The sequence below is a fragment of the Roseburia sp. 499 genome, assembly GCF_001940225.2.
Taxonomy (GTDB): domain Bacteria; phylum Bacillota; class Clostridia; order Lachnospirales; family Lachnospiraceae; genus Petralouisia.
In genome coordinates, this window is record NZ_CP135164.1 from 85,471 (window position 1) to 104,667 (window position 19,197).

20 protein-coding genes and 1 other annotated feature are annotated in these 19,197 nt (G+C 36.9%); of the genes, 19 read left to right on the forward strand and 1 reads right to left on the reverse strand.

The features are described 5' to 3' along the window. The 11 genes from BIV20_RS00490 to BIV20_RS00540 all read left to right on the forward strand — a co-directional run bounded on the left by BIV20_RS00490 (position 1) and on the right by BIV20_RS00540 (position 13,217). Positions 1-1,209 carry a hypothetical protein gene (locus tag BIV20_RS00490; protein WP_143524566.1) on the forward strand — a complete coding sequence of 403 codons (1,209 nt, stop codon included), beginning with the start codon at positions 1-3 and terminating at the stop codon, positions 1,207-1,209. 151 nt (positions 1,210-1,360) lie between these two features. Then, the gene (locus tag BIV20_RS00495; protein ID WP_075721643.1) at positions 1,361-1,585 is read left to right on the forward strand and encodes a phosphopantetheine-binding protein; all 225 of its coding nucleotides are present in this window, start codon (positions 1,361-1,363) and stop codon (positions 1,583-1,585) included. A gap of 10 nt (positions 1,586-1,595) precedes the next feature. Then, the gene (locus BIV20_RS00500; RefSeq protein WP_075721642.1) at positions 1,596-3,119 is read left to right on the forward strand and encodes an amino acid adenylation domain-containing protein; all 1,524 of its coding nucleotides are present in this window, start codon (positions 1,596-1,598) and stop codon (positions 3,117-3,119) included. A 25-nt stretch (positions 3,120-3,144) separates the two neighbouring features. After that, positions 3,145-4,710, forward strand: coding sequence for a glycosyltransferase family protein (locus BIV20_RS00505; RefSeq protein WP_075721641.1), 1,566 nt, complete (start codon positions 3,145-3,147; stop codon positions 4,708-4,710). Continuing rightward, the gene (locus BIV20_RS00510; RefSeq protein ID WP_075721640.1) at positions 4,682-5,833 is read left to right on the forward strand and encodes a glycosyltransferase family protein; all 1,152 of its coding nucleotides are present in this window, start codon (positions 4,682-4,684) and stop codon (positions 5,831-5,833) included. The genes BIV20_RS00505 and BIV20_RS00510 overlap by 29 nt, the downstream gene beginning before the upstream one ends. 23 nt (positions 5,834-5,856) lie before the next feature. After that, positions 5,857-7,584 (forward strand): bifunctional glycosyltransferase family 2 protein/class I SAM-dependent methyltransferase, encoded by a 1,728-nt coding sequence (locus tag BIV20_RS00515; protein ID WP_158024945.1) that lies wholly within the window; start codon positions 5,857-5,859, stop codon positions 7,582-7,584. A 6-nt stretch (positions 7,585-7,590) separates the two neighbouring features. Then, entirely contained in the window at positions 7,591-8,058 is a 468-nt protein-coding gene (locus BIV20_RS00520; protein ID WP_075721639.1) for a hypothetical protein, read from the forward strand. 11 nt (positions 8,059-8,069) lie between these two features. Beyond that, complete coding sequence (locus BIV20_RS00525; protein ID WP_075721638.1) at positions 8,070-9,644, forward strand: DUF4422 domain-containing protein; 1,575 nt, start codon at positions 8,070-8,072, stop codon at positions 9,642-9,644. Next, complete coding sequence (locus BIV20_RS00530; protein WP_075721637.1) at positions 9,641-11,026, forward strand: glycosyltransferase; 1,386 nt, start codon at positions 9,641-9,643, stop codon at positions 11,024-11,026. The genes BIV20_RS00525 and BIV20_RS00530 overlap by 4 nt, the downstream gene beginning before the upstream one ends. A 1-nt stretch (position 11,027) precedes the next feature. Continuing rightward, positions 11,028-12,080, forward strand: a complete 1,053-nt coding sequence (locus BIV20_RS00535) for a glycosyltransferase family 4 protein (RefSeq protein WP_075721636.1) — start codon at positions 11,028-11,030, stop codon at positions 12,078-12,080. Between the two features lie 27 nt (positions 12,081-12,107). After that, entirely contained in the window at positions 12,108-13,217 is a 1,110-nt protein-coding gene (locus tag BIV20_RS00540; RefSeq protein ID WP_075721635.1) for a glycosyltransferase, read from the forward strand. A gap of 39 nt (positions 13,218-13,256) precedes the next feature. Here the strand turns inward: BIV20_RS00540 and fliD are convergent, their stop codons facing one another. Beyond that, positions 13,257-14,552 carry a flagellar filament capping protein FliD gene (gene fliD, locus BIV20_RS00545; protein ID WP_075721634.1) on the reverse strand — a complete coding sequence of 432 codons (1,296 nt, stop codon included), beginning with the start codon at positions 14,550-14,552 and terminating at the stop codon, positions 13,257-13,259. Positions 14,553-14,904: 352 nt separating this feature from the next. Between fliD and rpmG the strand changes: the two genes are divergently transcribed. The 8 genes from rpmG (at position 14,905) to BIV20_RS00585 (ending at position 19,196) form a co-directional block, all read left to right on the forward strand. Next, a complete protein-coding gene (gene rpmG / locus BIV20_RS00550; protein WP_075721633.1) occupies positions 14,905-15,054 on the forward strand; it encodes a 50S ribosomal protein L33 in 150 nt (49 codons plus the stop codon). 26 nt (positions 15,055-15,080) lie between these two features. Further along, positions 15,081-15,290 (forward strand): preprotein translocase subunit SecE, encoded by a 210-nt coding sequence (gene secE, locus BIV20_RS00555; protein ID WP_075721632.1) that lies wholly within the window; start codon positions 15,081-15,083, stop codon positions 15,288-15,290. Between the two features lie 16 nt (positions 15,291-15,306). Continuing rightward, the gene (gene nusG, locus BIV20_RS00560; protein ID WP_075721631.1) at positions 15,307-15,822 is read left to right on the forward strand and encodes a transcription termination/antitermination protein NusG; all 516 of its coding nucleotides are present in this window, start codon (positions 15,307-15,309) and stop codon (positions 15,820-15,822) included. A gap of 30 nt (positions 15,823-15,852) precedes the next feature. Beyond that, entirely contained in the window at positions 15,853-16,278 is a 426-nt protein-coding gene (gene rplK, locus BIV20_RS00565; RefSeq protein WP_075721630.1) for a 50S ribosomal protein L11, read from the forward strand. A 194-nt stretch (positions 16,279-16,472) separates the two neighbouring features. Beyond that, positions 16,473-17,165, forward strand: a complete 693-nt coding sequence (gene rplA / locus BIV20_RS00570; protein WP_075721629.1) for a 50S ribosomal protein L1 — start codon at positions 16,473-16,475, stop codon at positions 17,163-17,165. A gap of 33 nt (positions 17,166-17,198) precedes the next feature. Further along, positions 17,199-17,341, forward strand: a sequence feature (ribosomal protein L10 leader region). A 57-nt stretch (positions 17,342-17,398) separates the two neighbouring features. Continuing rightward, positions 17,399-17,986, forward strand: coding sequence for a 50S ribosomal protein L10 (gene rplJ, locus BIV20_RS00575; RefSeq protein WP_075721628.1), 588 nt, complete (start codon positions 17,399-17,401; stop codon positions 17,984-17,986). 33 nt (positions 17,987-18,019) lie between these two features. Then, positions 18,020-18,397, forward strand: coding sequence for a 50S ribosomal protein L7/L12 (rplL, locus tag BIV20_RS00580; RefSeq protein ID WP_075721627.1), 378 nt, complete (start codon positions 18,020-18,022; stop codon positions 18,395-18,397). 247 nt (positions 18,398-18,644) lie between these two features. Further along, on the forward strand, positions 18,645-19,196 hold the full coding sequence (locus BIV20_RS00585; RefSeq protein ID WP_075721626.1) for a sigma-70 family RNA polymerase sigma factor: 552 nt from the start codon (positions 18,645-18,647) through the stop codon (positions 19,194-19,196). Position 19,197 lies beyond the last annotated feature (1 nt).

Here is a 19,197-nt window from a genome sequence, read left to right on the forward strand (position 1 = left end):
GTGTGGGCATTAAATACAATTGAAAAAAGTACATATTTATCTTTTGAAAGACAATTAAAGATTGTATTAAATAAAGCAAGTAATAAAAAAATTGCTATCTGGGGGGCGAGCGTTCGAGGAATCATTGCAGGAATGATTCTTGAGGATTTAGGGGAAAATGAATTTATATATATAGATAACGATAGGAAAAAGCAGGGACAAAGTTTGTCAGGACATGTGATAATGTCATTTGAAAAGATTGACATAGAATCGACGTATATCGTGATATCTATGGAATATCAGGATGAAGTCAGAAATTTGCTTTTTGATTTAAGTTTTAAAGAGAAAGAAGATTTTTTCAGTTTAGTATCTTCGGATTATAATGATTTGATGAATGAGTTGAAGCAAAAATATGATAATGAAGTTCTTGTTGTAGGAGCAAGTATATTGCATACACTGCCTATAGACGACAGAAATAGTGAAGATTTATCTGAGATGATAAAAAGAAAATATCAGAAAGCAATTAAAATTTTAGGTATGACATGTTTGGGAATGCGAAATATGTATTATTTGATAAGAACAGAGATGTATCAGAATCCAAATTTGAGAAATTTGATTATAATAGTGAGTTGGGAAACCCTTACATCGTTTCATCACATTTTACCCCGTACCCAAAAACCAGAACTGATAAAAAAATTAAAAGAATATGTATTGGAACTAGGAGACATACAGACAGAAAAAGAATTGTGCATAGGGTATGACATAGCGAAGGAGAGATCAATAGATTATAATTTAGAAAATAAGTATAGTCCTGCACGATTAGATAGCGGTCTGAGACATAATGAAGTATTAAAATCATACTTAGATATTAGTATAGCAGAAAAGTTGGACAAAAAGTGTGAGGAAATTCAGTATCTGGATAAGATAATTGAGTGGGCAGAGCAGAACAATATAAAAATATCTCTAGTTATAGAACCAATGAATATGATATTAGCTAAAGAAGTATATGGGAAAGGGTTTGAGAAGATTTATGCAGAAAAGTGTGATGACTTAAAAGAATTGTTAATGAAATATCATGTACCACTTTTTGATGCAAGCAGTTTACTAAGCAAAGAAGAATTCTCAGCAGTAAATGTAGTAAATGAGGCTATTTATACAACTGGAAGAAAAAGGTTTGCGGGTTATATAATAGAGAAAATAAAGGAATTAGGTAACCAAAGTGTAAAATAGTGTAATTGAGTATTTGTTAAATAGTGCGGAATTATATATAAACAAAGTTACTTTTAGGGATCAAACAAAAGAAGTAACCTATGGACGGATAGACAAGCAATGTGTAATGTAAAATATAGTATTATAAAAAGAGATAGAGGAGGATATAAAAATGAAGGAAGAAATATTAGCAATGTTAAAGGATATAAATCCTTACGTGGATATTAACGAACAAACAAATTTATTAGAAGAAGATATTTTGGATTCTATGGGACTTTTACTTTTGATAACAGAATTAGAAGAGAAATATAATGTAGAAGTCCCATTAGATGATTTAAAATTAGAAGATTTTGAAAATTTGAATAGTATAATAGAATTTGTAAAAAGCTTAATTTGAGGTAAATGATATGATAACAAATGTGGTGCAGTATCTGGATAGACAGCTAAGAGAGCAAAAAGATAAAGTGGCAGTAGCAGAGGAAAAAGTAGAGTTAACTTTTGAGGAGATACATTTTGGAGCAACAAATATAGCGCAGCACATTCATACAGAGCGCCTGAGGTATTTTAATAAGCCAATTATTGTGTTTTGCACAAAAAGTGTAATGGAATATGTGGCACTCATGGGAGTTTTGTATAGTGGAAATTATTACGTGCCACTAGATGTAAAAATGCCAAAAGAGAGATTGAAACTTATTATCGGATTATTAGAGGCGGAGATAGCTATTACTACGTCAAATTTAGTGTCGTTATTACAGGAAACAGGGTTTGTAGGAAAAATAATTTTGCTGGAAAAAGAAGTATGTGAAAGAATACCAAAGGGGAGTGTGGAAAAATGGAGCCAGAATACTATAGACACAGATCCGGCATATGTTCTATTTACTTCTGGATCTACAGGGATTCCCAAGGGAGTGGTTGTTAGCCATAGAGCGATTATCGATTATATTGAGTGGCAGTGTGAACGTTTTCAATTTGATAAAACATCTGTGCTGGGAAATCAGGCGCCTTTTTATTTTGATGCGTCGATGCCGGATATTTATACTCCGCTATGTTCAGGAGCAACATTACAGATTATTCCTGAAATGTTGTTTTTACTACCAAACAAATTAATTGATTATATAAACGAAAAGAAAATAAACACGTTAATATGGGTGCCATCCGCTTTGATGATGTTGACAAATAGAGATTATTTTGCACAAAAAAGCATAGAAGAATTACGTCTCGTCATGTTTTGTGGTGAGGTTATGCCTAATAAACATTTAAATATATGGAGGCGTTATTATCCAAATGCGAAATTTGTGAATTTATATGGACCAACAGAAGCCGCGTACGCATGTACTTATTATGAAGTGGATAGAAAGTTTACAGATGAAGAGCCACTTCCAATAGGAAAGCCGTGCGAAAATACAGATATTATTGTTTTGAATGAAAATAATCAGCGTGTGCAAAAAAACGAGGAAGGAGAGTTGTGTATAAGGGGAAGTTGTCTTGCAAATGGATATTATAATAACAGCGTTAAGACAGAGGAAGCATTTACAATAAATCCATTAAATAATCTTTATGAGGAAAGAATATATCGTACGGGAGATATTGTTAGATATAATGAATATATGGAATTAGAGTATGTTGGTAGAAGAGATTTTCAAATAAAACATATGGGATATCGAATAGAGTTAGGAGAAATCGAAACTGCAGCATATGGGATGGAAGAAATGAGACAGTGTTGTGCAATATATGATAATGTAGAAAACCAAATTGTATTATATTGTGTTGTCGAAAAAGAGAAAACAGAAAAAGATATATTTGCATTTTTGAAGGGGAAAATACCTAAATATATGTTGCCAGGGAAAATTTTATTGGAAAGTGAGCTTCCGTTAAATGCAAATGGAAAAATTGATAGGTTACTGTTGAAAACTAAAGCGCAGGAAAAATGAGTTATTTGAGAGAAAGTAGGAAAACATGAATCCGTATCAAATTGCATTTATCATCTGTAGCAATGATAAACAGGAAACAGATGAGTGCTTATTTTATTTAAGAAATTTAAAAATTCCAAGAGGTTATAGTACGGAAATTATTCCAATTTATAACGCGTCTTCCATGGCTTCGGGTTATAATATTGGAATGAACCGTAGTGATGCAAAGTATAAGGTTTATCTTCATCAGGACACATTCATTATCAATCCTAATTTTATCCATGAATTATTGCAAGTATTTCAATCTGATTCGGAAATCGGTATCCTGGGATGTGTTGGCCGACGAAAGATGCCTTTAGATGGTCTTGCAGTTGATGGATGGAATACAGGGAAAGTGTATGATAATTTAGATTCTGTTCAAGGTTACGAAAGTGGAATCTGTGAAGTGGATGCCTTAGATGGCTTATTACTTGCCACACAGTATGACATTCCATGGCGGGAAGATCTTTTCCAGGGATGGGATTATTATGATATCTCCCAGTGCTATGAATTTCTGCGCAAAGGTTTAAAAGTTGTGGTTCCTAAGCAGAAAGAATATTGGTGTTATCACGATAATCGATATAGCAGGCTGAAGGATTATGATAAATGGCGTCAAAAATTTGTGGAAGAATACCAAGACATATATCCATTTGAATATACAGAGCACATCAGTGAGAATAAGCGGGAAATGGAAGAGCTGGCGAAAGCGCTTACAGCGATGTTAGCAAGTCATTTGAATAGTGGACAAATGACGGAATTTGCTGCAATATGCAGCAATCCAGGCGTGAAAAATCAGCTTTGGGCAAAGGAATACTGTCAAGTTAGCAGCATTTTTGGTACAGAGCAGAATACCAATTCCATAAAACAGATTTATCGAGGAAATGCGAAGGATACTTTGGATTATCTTCGAAGGTTAAAACATTTATTGAAGCGGATAGAATACAATGCCCAAATAGATGATGAGGTATTAAGTGAGATTATAGAAAACTATTCCGTATATGCAATATGTATTGTGTGTATCAGTTACTGCCGGAAGCGCAAGAGAGTATATGAAACATTGCTTAGTTTTTGCCGTATACATGGGAAAGAACAGGAAGAAAGAGAACTTTTTTCTTTTCAGGAAGTAATGACTGAGCAGCAAAGTATAGAAGTAAAACATATGCAGCCGCTGATTGTACGGGATGAGAGTTGGGAGAAATCGGGACAAGAACAGGTTCTGCTGATAGTAAATAGCATAGCAAGACAAACTCCGAAAGCCTTTGAATTGTGTCAGAAATTGCGGAAACAGTATGATATTTTTCTGGTAGTGCAGCAGTATGATGCAGATATTTTAGAAGAACTAGACCAGATGCATATTGAGACTTTTTATTTGGAACAGCCGATGCATATGATGTGGGATATGAAAGATAAGTTGTATAAGCAGTTTAAAGAAGTTATTATTGTAGGAGACAATATGGAGCGGTTTGTAGAACAGTGGCACCGGACTCATGTGCCTGTGAAGTGGTATGTTTCTGGGGAAAAGGTTGAGGGAAGAAGGGAATATAGTGAAAATATTTTATTATACATGGCTTGAAAATTCAGAAAATGACATGATGGAAGCATTGACACGTCTGGGGCATACTGTCGTAAAGTGTCATATTCCATTGAAAAATTATGAAGAAGACGAAGAGTTTACCGTAAATCTGGAGCATATATTTCTGGAACATCAATGTGATATCTTTTTCTCATTTGATTTTTTTCCAATCATTGCAAAGTCGGCACAGCGATTGCGAAAAAGATATATAGCCTGGATATATGATATGCCGCATCTTACTTTATTCTCACCGGCAGTACAAAGTGAATATACCAGTATTTTTGTTTTTGATAAGGTGCAGTATGAAGAAGTGAAACGAATCAAGCCGAATCATCTCTATCATCTGCCATTACCGGTAAATACTGTTCGGCTTAATAAGTTACTGGGAGATTTTTCGGGAGAAGCAGAATATCAACAGGATATCAGTTTTGTGGGAAGTCTTTACGAGAAGAACATGTATCGTCAGATCAATTATCTACCGGAGTATTTGAAGGGATATATTGATGGAGTTGTAGAATCACAACAGAAGATTTATGGATATAATCTGGTACAGGAAACTTTAACAGATGAGATTATAAAAGAGTTAGAGAAATATATACACATGAATCTGGATGAATCTTATCTGGTTACTACAAGACAATTATATGCCGATATGATAAATGCCGAGGTTACGTGCAGAGAGAGAAGAGATTTGATGTCTGCCCTGGCTACAATAGGCAGATTTAAATTATATACCGGTTCGGATGTGGGGCTTGTACCGGGAGTAGAACCGGGAGGAATTGTTTCTTATGACAGGCAGATGCCACAGGTATTTCGCAGTTCTAAGATAAATCTTAATATAACGCTTCGGTCTATTGTGAGTGGAATACCGCTTCGTGCCTTGGACATTATGGGAGCTGGAGGATTTTTATTATCAAATTATCAACCGGAGCTTGCAGAATATTTTATAGATGGACAGGAAGTTGTAATGTTTGAAAGCAAAGAAGATATGCTAGCGAAGGCAGATTATTATTTACGACATGAAGAGCAGCGAAAAGAGATTGCTTATCGCGGTTGGAAAAAGGTTCAGGAAGAGTTTTCGTATGACTTTTTATTGACAAAAATATTTGAATGTGCGATGTAGAACAGGATGGAGGAAGATATATCGTGTACAGAAGACTAATTGAATTAATCAATGCAGGGGAATGGGAACAGGCAGAGCAGGAATTTCAATTACATCAGAATGATGTCTGGACAGATGAACTGGCAGTATTGGCAGCTACTATATTTTTTCAAAAAGGGCAGATGGAAGATGCATACGAGAGCATCCGGAAGGGATTGCTTTATAATTATAAAAACTATGAGTTATATCTTTTGCTGGGGAATTATTATGAACAGAAAAATGTAAATCAGGCGTGGCTTTGTTATGAAAATGCAGAGTTTTATTGTGATAAGAAAGAAGATTTGGATATTATTCTGCAATACAAAGCTGCTGTTGAGAAGAGTGAAAAATGGAATGTGAAAAGGACATCAATTGTGATGTTGTCCTATAATGTAAAGGAACTGACACAGCAATGCATTGAAAGTGTTCGACAGAACAACTTAGCTTCTTCTTATGAGATGATAGTAGTGGATAATCATTCCACCGATGGAGTAAGAGAGTGGCTGGAGGAGCAGGATGATATTAAACTCATATGCAATTCCGAGAATAAAGGATTCCCTTATGGATGTAATCAGGGAATAAAAATAGCAGAGCCGGAAAATAATATTTTTCTTCTCAATAATGATACGGTAGTTACTCCCAATGCAATCTTTTGGTTGAGAATGGGGTTATATGAAAATGATGCGGTCGGTGCGACCGGTAGTGTTTCCAATTATGTCATGAATGAGCAGATGATAGTGGAAAAATATGATACACTGGAAGAGTATATTGCTTTTGGAGCAAGGAATAATCTTCCGAAAAAAAATCCATATGAGAAAAAAATATTTTTAGTGGGATTTGCATTGATGTTAAAGCGGGAAGCACTGGATAATATCGGTTTGTTGGATGTACGTTTTTCTTCTGGGCAGTATGAGGATAACGATTTGGGAATCCGAATGAACAAGGCCGGCTGGAAAGTTCTGTTATGTAAGAATAGTTTCATTTATCATTATGGTTCGGGAAATGGAAAATTTCAGGAATCATGGAATCACATTTCATGGAGAAATGCGGAAAAATTAAAAGAAAAATGGAAGTTTGACATAAGATATTATACCCGGGCGCGTTTGGAGATTATAAATCTGATTACCCATAATATAGATCAGCCTATCAAAGTGTTAGAAGTGGGATGCGGTATGGGTGCAACACTGGCTAAAATACAGTATTTCTGGCCAAAGGCAGAGGTCTGTGGAATTGAAATTGTGGATCGTGTGGCAGAAATTGGTGCAAATTATCTGGATATTATTCAGGGAAATATTGAAACAATGGAGATTCCGTATACCGAGGAACAGTTTGATTATATCATTTTAGCTGATGTTATTGAGCATTTGCATGAACCAGAGAACGCGGTAAAACGCTTGATGCCATATTTGAAAAAAGGTGGAGCATTCTTATGCAGTGTGCCTAACTTTATGCATGTATCTGCATTATTGCCGTTATTGCAGGGAAAGTTAGATTACCAGGATGCAGGGATTCTGGATAGAACGCATATTAGATTTTTCACATTGAACAGTATTGCTAAAATGTTTGAGGGATGCGGACTGGGAATTGAAGCTTTATCCGGAACTGCAGGAGAGGAGATTACACCACAAGAAATGCAGATGTTGGATGCATTGGCGACAATACCGGGAATTGCTCCGAAAGAAGAATTTCAAATATACCAGTATATTTTTCGGGCAAGAAAGGCTGAGAGGTAGTACTTCATGGATAAAATGATACTTACATATGAAACGGACATATATGCATTTTTTGAAGTTATCGACCGGACAGAGGCAGATAGTATTCTGGATGTTGGAATGTTTTTAAAACGAATTGGAAGTGTATCCCGACAGGTCAAGGATAAAGAGATTCCAGCAGATAAGAAAATGGTAGGAGTAGATTTTTTTCCGGAAATTGTGTGTCCGGTCTGGAACACGATATACGATGCCATATACAAACCGGAGGAAATTTTTTCTTCAGAAAATCATCAGAAGTATGAACTGGCAGTTATGATACAAGTGGAAGAGCTGGCACATAAGGAGGAAATGCCCCTTATGTGGAACTGGTTATCTTCGCATGTTTCTTATCTTCTGACGGATTGGAATTTGGAAGAAGTTAAGGAAATGGTAGCTTTCAAAACGGAACAGGAAATAACGGTAGATGGCAGGTCATATCGCTTTATTACCCTATAGGAGGTCGGAATATGGATACAAGACTTTATGTTATGACACATAAAAAGATAGAGCCAATTCAAAATGATATCTATATTCCTCTTCATGTAGGAAGAAAAGGAAAGGAAGACCTTGGTTATGTGGGGGATGATACAGGGGATTCTATCTCAGAAAAAAACAGTAGTTACTGCGAACTGACAGGATTGTACTGGCTGTGGAAAAATGTAAACTGTGATATTATTGGCATTTGTCATTACAGAAGATTTTTCGTGAAAGATGAACAGATTTTAGAGAAAGAATACATTGAGGAACTTCTGCAAAGCTACGACATAATTATTCCTGATAGCAGATGTGCGCAAGAAGGGAGCATGGAAGCGCATTATGCGGCAAGACATGATGTGGAAGATTTGTTGCTATGTGGTGAGATTATAAAGGAAAAATATCCGGAATATTCAACTGCATTTCAGATGGCAATGAATTCGAATTTGATTTCCATGGGAAATATGTGGATTACCCGAAAAGAAATTTTTGACAAATATTGTGCATGGCTGTTTGATATTCTGTTCGAAGCAGAAAAGCAAATTGATTTTTTAAAATATGACGATTATCAGGGCAGGGTCATGGGGTTCTTATCGGAACGTTTATTTCGGGTCTGGCTTTTGAATCAGGAATATTCCATTCGAGAAGAATATGTTAAGATGATAGAAACGAAAGATTTTTTGAATGATATTAAGGGAATGCAGTTAAAGTATCAGTATATGAAAACTACTTTAAAGCCATTACTTCAGCTTTATGAATCCCATACCGGTTCTCTGGATTCTGTGAAAAGTCTGGCGGAAGAATTTGGTCAAAAGGATGATTTTGAAGGAAAAATACCGGTTTGGGTATGCTGGTGGCAGGGAGAAGAGTCGGCACCTGAACTTGTGAAGGCATGCATTAATAGTATTCGAAAACGTATCCCGAGCGAAAAGGCAGTTTTTCGGTTGATTACGCTAGAAAATTGCAGAGAATACGTGACATTTACAGATACAGTTATTAAGAAGTTTCAGGAAGGTAAGATAACACTGACACATTTGTCGGATATGTTACGGGCAGAGTTGTTATATCGTTATGGTGGGCTGTGGTTGGATGCAACTTACTATGTAGCGGATAACATGGAAGAAAGTATGTTTGAAAAAGATTTCTATACGTTAAAGTATTCGAAAAGTATATGGAAATCAGATATATCTCAGGGACGTTGGTCATGTAATTTGTTGCGTTTGAAACCGAAGAGTCTTTTTGCGCGATTTCTCATGGAAGGTTTATGGTTTTATTGGGAAATGAATGATTCGCTGATTAACTATTTTTGGATGGATGATGTAATTGCATTAGAATACGATACATTTCCTGAGATACATAAAATGATGGATGAATGTCCGGTAAGTGATACTGCTGTATTTGATTTGCAGAAAAATCTGAATCGAAAGTTTGATGAAAAGAAGTATCAGGAGTGGACACGGAAAACATCATTTTTTAAACTCAATTGGAGAACAGAAGTGGCAGAACGAACATTAACGCAGGCGCAGACATTTTGGGGATATTTAAAGGAAAAGGAATTTAACTTATGATGAAATATAGCAAAAAACAGACAGATTATCCCAAGACGGCGATTATTATAGTATCCTATAACAATAAAGAATTAACGCAGGCATGTATTGAGAGTATCCGCGTCAACAATCCGGCGGAAACATATCAACTAATTGTAGTGGATAATGCTTCGACAGATGGTGTTACAGAGTGGCTTGCAGAACAAAAGGATATTACCTTGATTGTGAATCAGGAGAATAAAGGATTTCCGTATGCTTGCAATCAGGGAATTGCAGCAGCCGAGAAAGAAGCAGATATTTTTCTCTTAAATAATGACACGGTGGTTCCGAAGGATGCGTTGTTCTGGTTACGGGAAGGACTATATTCCGATGAAAAGGTGGGAGCAACAGGCAGTGTTTCCAATAACGTAGTAAATTATCAGCAGGTGCCGGAGCAGTTTACTACATTAGAAGAATGGCTTGCCTTTGCAGAACAGAATAATGTAGAGATGGAATATCCTTATGAGAAAAAGGGGTGGCTGGTAGGATTCGCCATGCTCATCAAACGAACTGCTATGAATAAGATTTTAGTGGCAGAGGGAAAGGAAAAGGATGCAGTACCGGAGGTGCTGGATACTCGTTTTTCTCCGGGAAATTATGAAGATAATGATTTAAGCATCCGTTTATTGAAAAACGGTTATGAATTGTTATTGTGTAAAAACAGTTTTATTTTTCATCATGGAGGAAAGTCCTTTGGAAAGCAGAACGAGAAGTATACAAAATTACTGTTAGAGAATCAGAAGAAACTGGCAGATAAATATGGTATAGATTTTATACCATACAGCTATGTAGAGATGGCGTTGTTAGATATGATAAAGCCTGTAAAGCCTGATTTTTCTCTTTTAGAGATTGGCTGTAAGCTGGGAGCATCTCTTGCAAGAATTGAAAGCAGATATCCACAGAGCAAAGTGTGTGGTATTGAAGAAAATGAGAAACTGGCAGAACTTGCAAAACAAGTGGCTGAGGTGCGATGTGAAGATATTTTAGAAATAGACGTAGAAGGAAATTCCGATTATGACGAAAAATACGATTACATCCTATTAAATCATGTTTTGGAAAAGTATGAGAGTGCAGAAGAAGTGTTGAAAAGGGCAGCAAGATGTGCAAAACCGGGAGGCACATTGCTGGTTTCTGTGGATAACCGTCAATGTATTCGTTCCGTGGAAAAGGGATTTACGCTGGATGAAATCGTGGAACTTTTTAACCGGTATGGATTGCAGTTAAAAGAGTTTAATTATCGGCCGTTGCTATGTAGTGAAGAAGAGAAGAAAAAATTGGCGGAGATTATGAAATATACGGATGCGTCTATGCGTCCATTATATGAAGCGGAACGGTTCATATTTGCAGCAGGAAAGGCGTTATAAGATGAAAAAGATGATGGTGCTGCTTCCGTGTTTAGAAGGAGCAGGAGGAATCAGCGTATTAAAAAATCTTCTAGGTGTTTTAAAGAAAAAGGGCTATGAGATAACGGTTATTTCACAGCTAGAGGGCGCCATGCGAGACAGCTTTGAAGGAATGGGATTTGTTGTTCGGATAGAGCCGGATATGCAGGAAGAAAAGTTTCTTTCCGAAGTGACAGAGGCAGATGAAATTTTTGTAAATACATTACAACTAATTCCGGTTATTCAGAAATTAAATGGTTGTAAAACAAAAGTTTACTGGTGGATTCATGAGCCTCCGGCCTACTTTAAAGTATGCAAAGACAGGATACCGGATGGGTTCTTTACACAACTGGAAGAAAATATAAAAGTGTATACGGCAGGACAGTTGGTACATGACCATATATGGACAACTTATGGGTATGATGCCACGGTTTTGAATTTTGGGGTAGAGGATACTTCTTCTAAAGTGAAAAAAAGAAGCAGAGAACCAGAAGAACGGATACGTTTTTTACTACCGAGTTTTTATTTTGATTACATAAAAGGGCAGGATTTACTGTTGAAGGCAATTACAGGTCTTCCGCAGGAGTATTTGAACCGTAGTGAATTTTTCTTTTTGGGACATGTGGAAGAAGATATGCAAGGCTTATATGGTGTGATTCAAAAATTAGAGCAGGCATGGGGAAATGTACATTATCTGGCTCCGTTGGAACATGAAAAAATGTTGGAATTGATGAATGAAATGGATTGCTTAGTGGCACCATCAAGAGAAGATGCAACCAATGCCTGTATTGTGGAAGGAATGATGCTGTCTAAAATCTGTATTTGTTCAGATATGACAGGCGCATCAAGATATTTAGAAGACTGCGTCAGCGCATTGGTGTTCCCCACGGAAAATGTAGATGAGCTGATAAAGCGGATTATGTTAGTGATTGGCAGTTTTGATGAGTTGACAGTCATTGGAGAAAATGGGCGGCGAGTGTATGAAGAGGTATTTTCAGAGGAAGTATTTGAACGGAGAGTCGAAGAACTATTTTGAGGCATTTATAAAATAGAGGAATATGATATGTTATCAGTTTGCATTATAACCAAAAACGAAGAAAAGAATATTGGGCACTGTTTACAATGCCTGAAACCATATGGTTTTGAAATTATTGTAGTAGATACCGGTTCTGCGGATCGGACCAAAGAAATCGCACTACAATATACGGATAAAGTATATGATTTTATATGGTGCGATGATTTTGCGGCAGCCAAAAATTTTGCGGTGTCAAAAGCTGAGAATGCCTATGTAATGGTAATAGACAGTGACGAATTTCTAGAAGAGATAGATGCAGAAAAATTATATCAGTTAATAAATCAGCATCCGGATGAAGTTGGAAGAATTCGTCGAAGAAATGTTTTTGCTCGAAATGGACTGCAGCAGGAAAACAAAGAGTGGATTAATAGAATTTTTTCAAAAGAGAAGTTTTGTTATGAAGGCAGGATTCATGAGCAGGTAACAGCAATAGATGGAAGTGAGTATAAGACATATCAGGCTCCCGTTGTAATCAAGCATACAGGATATGACCTTACACCGGAAGAACGTAAGAAAAAGGCGAAACGTAATTTTGCACTGTTGATACAAGAATTGGAGCGCTTGGAACGAGAAGAAAAGGATGCGGGAAGACAAGAGGAACAAGAAATGGATAACGAACAAATTCCTTACATTCTTTATCAGCTGGGGAAAAGTTGTTACATGGCAGAGGAATATGAAAAAGCATGTGATTATTTTTCCAGAGGACTTTCCTTTGATCTCAATCCCAAACTGGAATATGTGATAGATATGGTAGAAAGTTATGGATATACGTTGTTGAACAGCGGACAGGCGGAGACAGCGTTGTTTTTTGAAAATATCTATGAAGAGTTTGGTAACAGCGCAGATTTTCAGTTTTTGATGGGGCTTATCTATATGAACAATGCCCGTTTTGAACAGGCTGTAAATGAATTCTTAAAAGCAACACGGCATAAGACGTGTAGGAATAAGGGGGTAAACTCTTATTCTGCTTATTATAATATTGGGGTTATTTATGAATGTCTTGGGAAAAAAGAAGAAGCTAATCGATATTATGAAAAGTGTGGAGATTACCAACCGGCTAAGAAAAGGCTTGAAAATTCTTGTAAATATGAGGAATAATAAAAACGGATATTGGCTCATTGAGCGAATATCCGTTTTTTAACAATATCGATCCATCATCATACCTGAATAAATAGAAGTAATATATGGAGATACCAAGGTTTTATCAGGATTTTTATAAACCACTACTACCTTATCTACATATTTCATCGGATCAAGAGAAGCATTCGTTGCTTTTTCGTTTAAAAGATTCTTAAAATCATTTAATACAGAAAAGCTTTCATCAGGAGTTTCTGTATCAATGGCATCTGCCAAAAGAGCCTTGTCCACAGAAATTTCTCCATGTGAATCTACCATAAGCCCTAAAGCTTCTAAATCATTTTGCAGTATAAAGGCAGCACTGCTCATGTCGTGGAACAATCGTGCACTCTGATGTTGCGATTCAGAGTACTTATCTGCTGTTTCAATAATTCCGTTATAAGAATCAACCAATATTTGAATATTGTCTGCAATAGCATCTACATTTGCTTTAAATCCAATCGTAGCAGGATTTCCTTCTTCGCTGATGCTGTGCAAAGTTAATTCAAAAGTATTATTAATACTAAAAGTATTTGTGAAGGAAGAACGTTCCTCTCCGTTCAGAAGAAATTCTGCATTTGCTGACGGCTGAGAAATGTGATCGATACCTAGCACATTGAGAGCTGTCATGGAGTTATGATTTCCCTGTGGAGTAATATTAAAAAGGTATTCTTCTCCTAAATTGCGTCCGGTATTGCCGGATTCAATTCGAATGGCACTTTTTCCTTGTTCATCTTCGATTACGGAACCTTGTAAATTAATGCCTGCATTGGTGATTAAATTTGCAATCTTTTGCTGTACATCATAATTGCTGTCAGCAGGCGCTACATTAAACTGAAATTCATAGGCCGCAGAATTGGTTTCCAAATCAAATGTATAGGTATCCGGTCTTAAATCCAGTCGACCTTTATCCAAAAAAGTACCAAGATTAATTTGCGGTTGAGCTAACTGCCGTACTTCGATGTCGAAACTATCTATATTTTCTGCCTGTTTAGATGTTCCTATATAGTTAGCAGTAACAATATCTTCCTGAGTGGAAAAAGCAATTTTCTTTTGGAAAGCTTTGCTGATGTCATCGTCATCTGAAAGTGAAGCCACTACATTCTGGATAGTGCGAGCGCCTTCTTTGATATCGATGGCAAATTTTTGAACATCCCCCATATTCTGGAACTTGTACAAAGGGGATTCTTTATTGATTTTTACGATTGTATTATAGATGTTACGCAATTCGCTTTTCTTATGCGTATCATAGCGGGATGCTGATTTAGTGGCATAAGTGCTTAGATAATAGCCGTAAGCAGTATCTATTGCAGCCATATCAATCCCCTCCTTTCATCCGTGAAATTCATGCTAAAGCATGGGGGCATTTGTTACTCCTTGTAATCCTTTATGGAATATATCGGCACGTTGCTAAAAAAAATTATACTTGTTTGCACGATTATTATTCATAGTTTCTTATTATATAGGAAGAAAAATCATTTGTCACTAAAAAAATGAAGGAAATGAAAAATTTTCTTGATTTCTACTATATCTAGTGCTACAATATTTAAATCAGTCAATTATGTAAAAAAGAGTTGACGGGGAAAATGGATTGTGCTATATTAGACTAGCGATGGAAGTAGGTCTTTTTTTTATGCCTAAAATTAGAAATTAAGTGGAGGTGGAAGTTGTGCGCACAAATATTACATTGGCATGTACAGAATGTAAACAACGTAATTACAACATGACAAAAGATAAGAAAGCTCATCCGGACAGAATGGAAACAAAGAAATATTGTAGATTCTGTAAGACACATACATTACACAAAGAAACAAAGTAATAGGATTGAGCAAAGGAAGTGACAAAATGGGAGAAACCAATACAGAAAAAGCTCCAAAGACGAGCTGGTTCACCGGTCTTAAGGCTGAATTTTCCAAAATTATTTGGCCGGACAAAAAATCACTTATCAAACAAACAACAGCTGTTACGGTTGTTTCAATTATCTTAGGTCTAATTATCGCTTTGATTGATGCAATTATCAAGTATGGCGTAACAGATATCCTGGTAAATTTATAGGAGGCATAGGTGATTTATGGCAGAGGCAAACTGGTATGTAGTTCATACCTATTCTGGTTATGAAAACAAAGTCAAAGAGAACATTGAAAAAACAATTGAAAATCGACACTTAGAGAATCAGATTCTGGAAGTAAGAGTTCCGATGCAGAGTGTTGTGGAAATGAAAAACGGTGTGAAAAAGACTGTTGAGAAAAAAATGTTTCCAGGATATGTTCTTATTAACATGGTTATGAATGATGATATATGGTATGTGGTTAGAAATACCAGAGGTGTAACCGGATTTGTTGGTCCGGGATCCAAGCCGGTACCACTCACTGAAGCTGAAATGAGACCGTTGGGTATCCAGGTTGACAATGTGGTTGTGGACTTTGAGGAAGGCGATTCCGTAAGAGTTACCGGCGGTGTTTGGAAAGATACCGTTGGAGTCATCCAGACCATTAACCATGGTAAACAGATGGTTACAATCAATGTTGACTTGTTTGGTCGTGAAACACCAGTAGAGATAAGTTTCACAGATATTAGAAAGTTATAAGATGCAAAAATTTAAAGGAGGAATTTCCAAATGGCAAAGAAAGTAGAAGGATATATCAAATTACAGATTCCTGCTGGAAAGGCTACACCTGCACCACCAGTTGGACCTGCACTTGGACAGCATGGTGTAAACATCGTTGAATTTACAAAACAGTTCAACGCAAAGACAGCTGATCAGGGAGACTTAATTATTCCGGTAGTTATTACCGTATACGCAGATAGAAGCTTTAGCTTCATTACAAAGACTCCACCTGCTCCAGTATTAATCAAAAAGGCATGTAACATCAAATCTGGTTCTGCTGTACCTAACAAGACAAAGGTAGCAACTATTTCTAAGGCAAAGGTTCAGGAAATCGCAGAATTAAAGATGAAAGATTTAAATGCAGCTTCTTTAGAAGCAGCAATGAGCATGATTGCAGGAACAGCTCGAAGCATGGGTGTTACCGTAGAGGAATAGGCATTGAGCACTTAGTGAGAACGAGCTGTTAGGCGAAGTTCAAAGATAGTGCGAAAGCCGTTCTGCGAGATTAGTGAAGTCAAGCTGAAAGTGAAGGCTGAACTTAGCGAGCAGAACTACCTTGTATTAGCATATTGATACGTAGAATCGTGGGAGGGACCTACTCCCGATATTACCACTAGGAGGTTATTTAAATGAAAAGAGGAAAGAAATACGTTGAAGCTGCAAAAGCTATCGACAGAACTGTGCAGTATGACACAGCAGAAGCAATCAGCTTAGTAAAAAAAGTTGCAGTTGCTAAATTTGACGAAACAATTGAAGCTCATATCAGAACCGGTTGTGACGGACGTCATGCAGAACAGCAGATTCGTGGTGCAGTAGTATTACCACACGGAACTGGTAAAACTGTAAAAGTTTTGGTATTCGCAAAAGGCGATAAAGTAGACGAAGCATTGGCAGCAGGAGCAGACCACGTTGGAGGAGAAGAACTGATTCCAAAGATTCAGAACGATGGATGGTTAGACTTTGACGTTGTTGTTGCTACTCCTGACATGATGGGTGTTGTAGGTCGTTTAGGACGTGTACTTGGACCTAAGGGCTTAATGCCAAACCCGAAAGCAGGAACTGTTACTATGGACGTTACCAAGGCTGTAAATGACATTAAAGCTGGTAAGATTGAGTACAGATTAGATAAAACAAATATTATCCATGTGCCAGTTGGAAAAGCATCTTTTACAGAAGAACAATTAGCGGACAACTTCCAGACTCTTATGGATGCCATCATTAAGGCTAAACCGGCTACCTTAAAAGGTCAGTATTTAAAGAGCATTTCATTAGCTCCTACAATGGGACCTGGTGTAAAGGTTAATACAGCTAAGTTTGTTTAAAATTGGTGTTGACATCTAATATAGACAATGCTATAATAGCAAAGCATATTGCCGAAGACAGCAGGTGCCGTAAGGCATAACCGTAGGACCTGCCGAGGGAATTTACCGAATGGTGAATACGAAATGATTATTTCAAGCCTCTTTGTCTCGGACAAAGGGGCTTTTAAATTGGGCTGCCTGGCAGTTTGATTTAAAAGCTCACATACAAAATAATATAAGGAGGTGCACGATTCGTGGCAAAAGTAGAACTGAAACAGCCTATCGTACAGGAAATTTCTGAACAGATCAAAGATGCACAGTCAGTCGTATTAGTAGACTACCGTGGACTTACTGTTGAAGAAGTTACAGCATTACGTAAAGAATTAAGAGAAGCTGGTGTTACTTATAAGGTATATAAGAACACATTAATGAATTTTGCATTCAAGGGAACAGATTTCGAAAGCATGTCTTCTTTATTAGAAGGACCAAACGCTATCGCAATTTCCAAAGACGATGCAACAGCACCGGCAAGAATTCTTGCTAAGTTTGCAAAGACAGCACCAGCATTAGAATTAAAAGCAGGTGTTGTAGAAGGAACTTTCTATGATGCGAACGGAATCAAAGCAATCGCTTCTGTTCCATCCAGAGAAGAATTACTTTCCAAATTCCTTGGAAGTATTCAGTCTCCTATCAGCAACTTTGCTCGTGTTCTTAATCAGATCGCAGAGCAGGGTGGCGCAGCAGATGCAGCAGTAGCTGCACCAGCAGAAGAAGCTCCAGCAGCTGAGGAAGCAACCGCAGAGGAAGCTCCGGCAACTGAAGAAGCTCCAGTAGAAGAATAATAATAAAACAATATTAAACGGAGGTAAACTATAATGGCAAAGTTAACAACAGCAGAATTTATCGAAGCTATTAAAGAATTAAGCGTATTAGAATTAAACGAATTAGTAAAAGCATGTGAAGAAGAATTTGGTGTATCCGCAGCAGCAGGTGTTGTAGTAGCAGCAGCTGGCGGAGACGGAGCAGCAGCAGGCGAAGAAAAATCTGACTTCGACGTAGAATTAACAGAAGTTGGACCAAACAAAGTTAAGGTTATCAAAGTTGTTCGTGAAGCAACTGGATTAGGATTAAAAGAAGCTAAAGAATTAGTTGACGGAGCTCCTAAGATCCTTAAAGAAGGTGCTGAAAAGGCAGAAGCTGAAGACATCAAAGCTAAATTAGAAGCAGAAGGTGCTAAGGTTACTTTAAAATAATCGCGATTCAGCGGATTGAGAATAGGAAAAGAGGAAGACTCTGCATGTTTGACATGCAAGAGGCTTCCTCTTTTTCTATTTGAAAGCGCAACGCGTGAGCCAGAAACAAAATGTTTCTGGCCCAATCCGCTGAAGAATTGTTTGGCTTATAGGGCGAAAGCCAATTTCTAAAATTCTTACATTTTCTTGATAGATTTCCCCTTTCTTTTTCGTAATAATAAGTGTAGCTACAAAGGAGTGATAACTTATGAAAATCGGAGAAATAAATTATATTCAGCAGTTACAACTGCACAATGAAAAAGCCCTTTTATATGTAATTGATAAATACGGCGGCCTTTTGATGGCGGTAATTCGAAAACATCTTTTTAGTATACCTCAGCGGCAAGAGGAATGTTTCAATGATGTATTGTTAAATATTTGGCAACATATTTCCTGCTTTGATGAAAGTAAGAATACTTTTAAGAACTGGGCGGCAGCAATTGCAAAATACCGAGCAATTGATTATTTGAGACAGTACCAGAAAGAACTGGTAACAGTAGATATTGATAATGCCATAATTGCTCAGGAAGATAGTATGTTGGCGGAAATGATAGAAAGAGAAATTTCAGAAGAAGTAGATAAAATGTTGAAGTACTTAAAGCACGAAGATAGACAATTATTTCTTAAACTATATGTGGAAGAAAAAACAGTGGAACAGGTAAGCCAAGAAACCGGTATGAAACGAGAGACTATTTATAACCGTTTATCTAGAGGGAAAAAGAAACTTCGCAAAGAGATTTCATTAGAAAGAGGTGTTTGAG

Bases quoted from the DNA above. Each gene is read 5' to 3' on its own strand.
- BIV20_RS00495 (WP_075721643.1), top strand. From the start codon at position 1,361: ATGAAGGAAGAAATATTAGCAATGTTAAAGGATATAAATCCTTACGTG.
- BIV20_RS00500 (WP_075721642.1), top strand. From the start codon at position 1,596: ATGATAACAAATGTGGTGCAGTATCTGGATAGACAGCTAAGAGAGCAA.
- BIV20_RS00505 (WP_075721641.1), top strand. From the start codon at position 3,145: ATGAATCCGTATCAAATTGCATTTATCATCTGTAGCAATGATAAACAG.
- BIV20_RS00520 (WP_075721639.1), top strand. From the start codon at position 7,591: ATGGATAAAATGATACTTACATATGAAACGGACATATATGCATTTTTT.
- BIV20_RS00525 (WP_075721638.1), top strand. From the start codon at position 8,070: ATGGATACAAGACTTTATGTTATGACACATAAAAAGATAGAGCCAATT.
- BIV20_RS00530 (WP_075721637.1), top strand. From the start codon at position 9,641: ATGATGAAATATAGCAAAAAACAGACAGATTATCCCAAGACGGCGATT.
- BIV20_RS00535 (WP_075721636.1), top strand. From the start codon at position 11,028: ATGAAAAAGATGATGGTGCTGCTTCCGTGTTTAGAAGGAGCAGGAGGA.
- BIV20_RS00540 (WP_075721635.1), top strand. From the start codon at position 12,108: ATGTTATCAGTTTGCATTATAACCAAAAACGAAGAAAAGAATATTGGG.
- fliD (WP_075721634.1), bottom strand. From the start codon at position 14,552: ATGGCTGCAATAGATACTGCTTACGGCTATTATCTAAGCACTTATGCC.
- secE (WP_075721632.1), top strand. From the start codon at position 15,081: ATGGGAGAAACCAATACAGAAAAAGCTCCAAAGACGAGCTGGTTCACC.
- nusG (WP_075721631.1), top strand. From the start codon at position 15,307: ATGGCAGAGGCAAACTGGTATGTAGTTCATACCTATTCTGGTTATGAA.
- rplK (WP_075721630.1), top strand. From the start codon at position 15,853: ATGGCAAAGAAAGTAGAAGGATATATCAAATTACAGATTCCTGCTGGA.
- rplA (WP_075721629.1), top strand. From the start codon at position 16,473: ATGAAAAGAGGAAAGAAATACGTTGAAGCTGCAAAAGCTATCGACAGA.
- rplL (WP_075721627.1), top strand. From the start codon at position 18,020: ATGGCAAAGTTAACAACAGCAGAATTTATCGAAGCTATTAAAGAATTA.
- BIV20_RS00585 (WP_075721626.1), top strand. From the start codon at position 18,645: ATGAAAATCGGAGAAATAAATTATATTCAGCAGTTACAACTGCACAAT.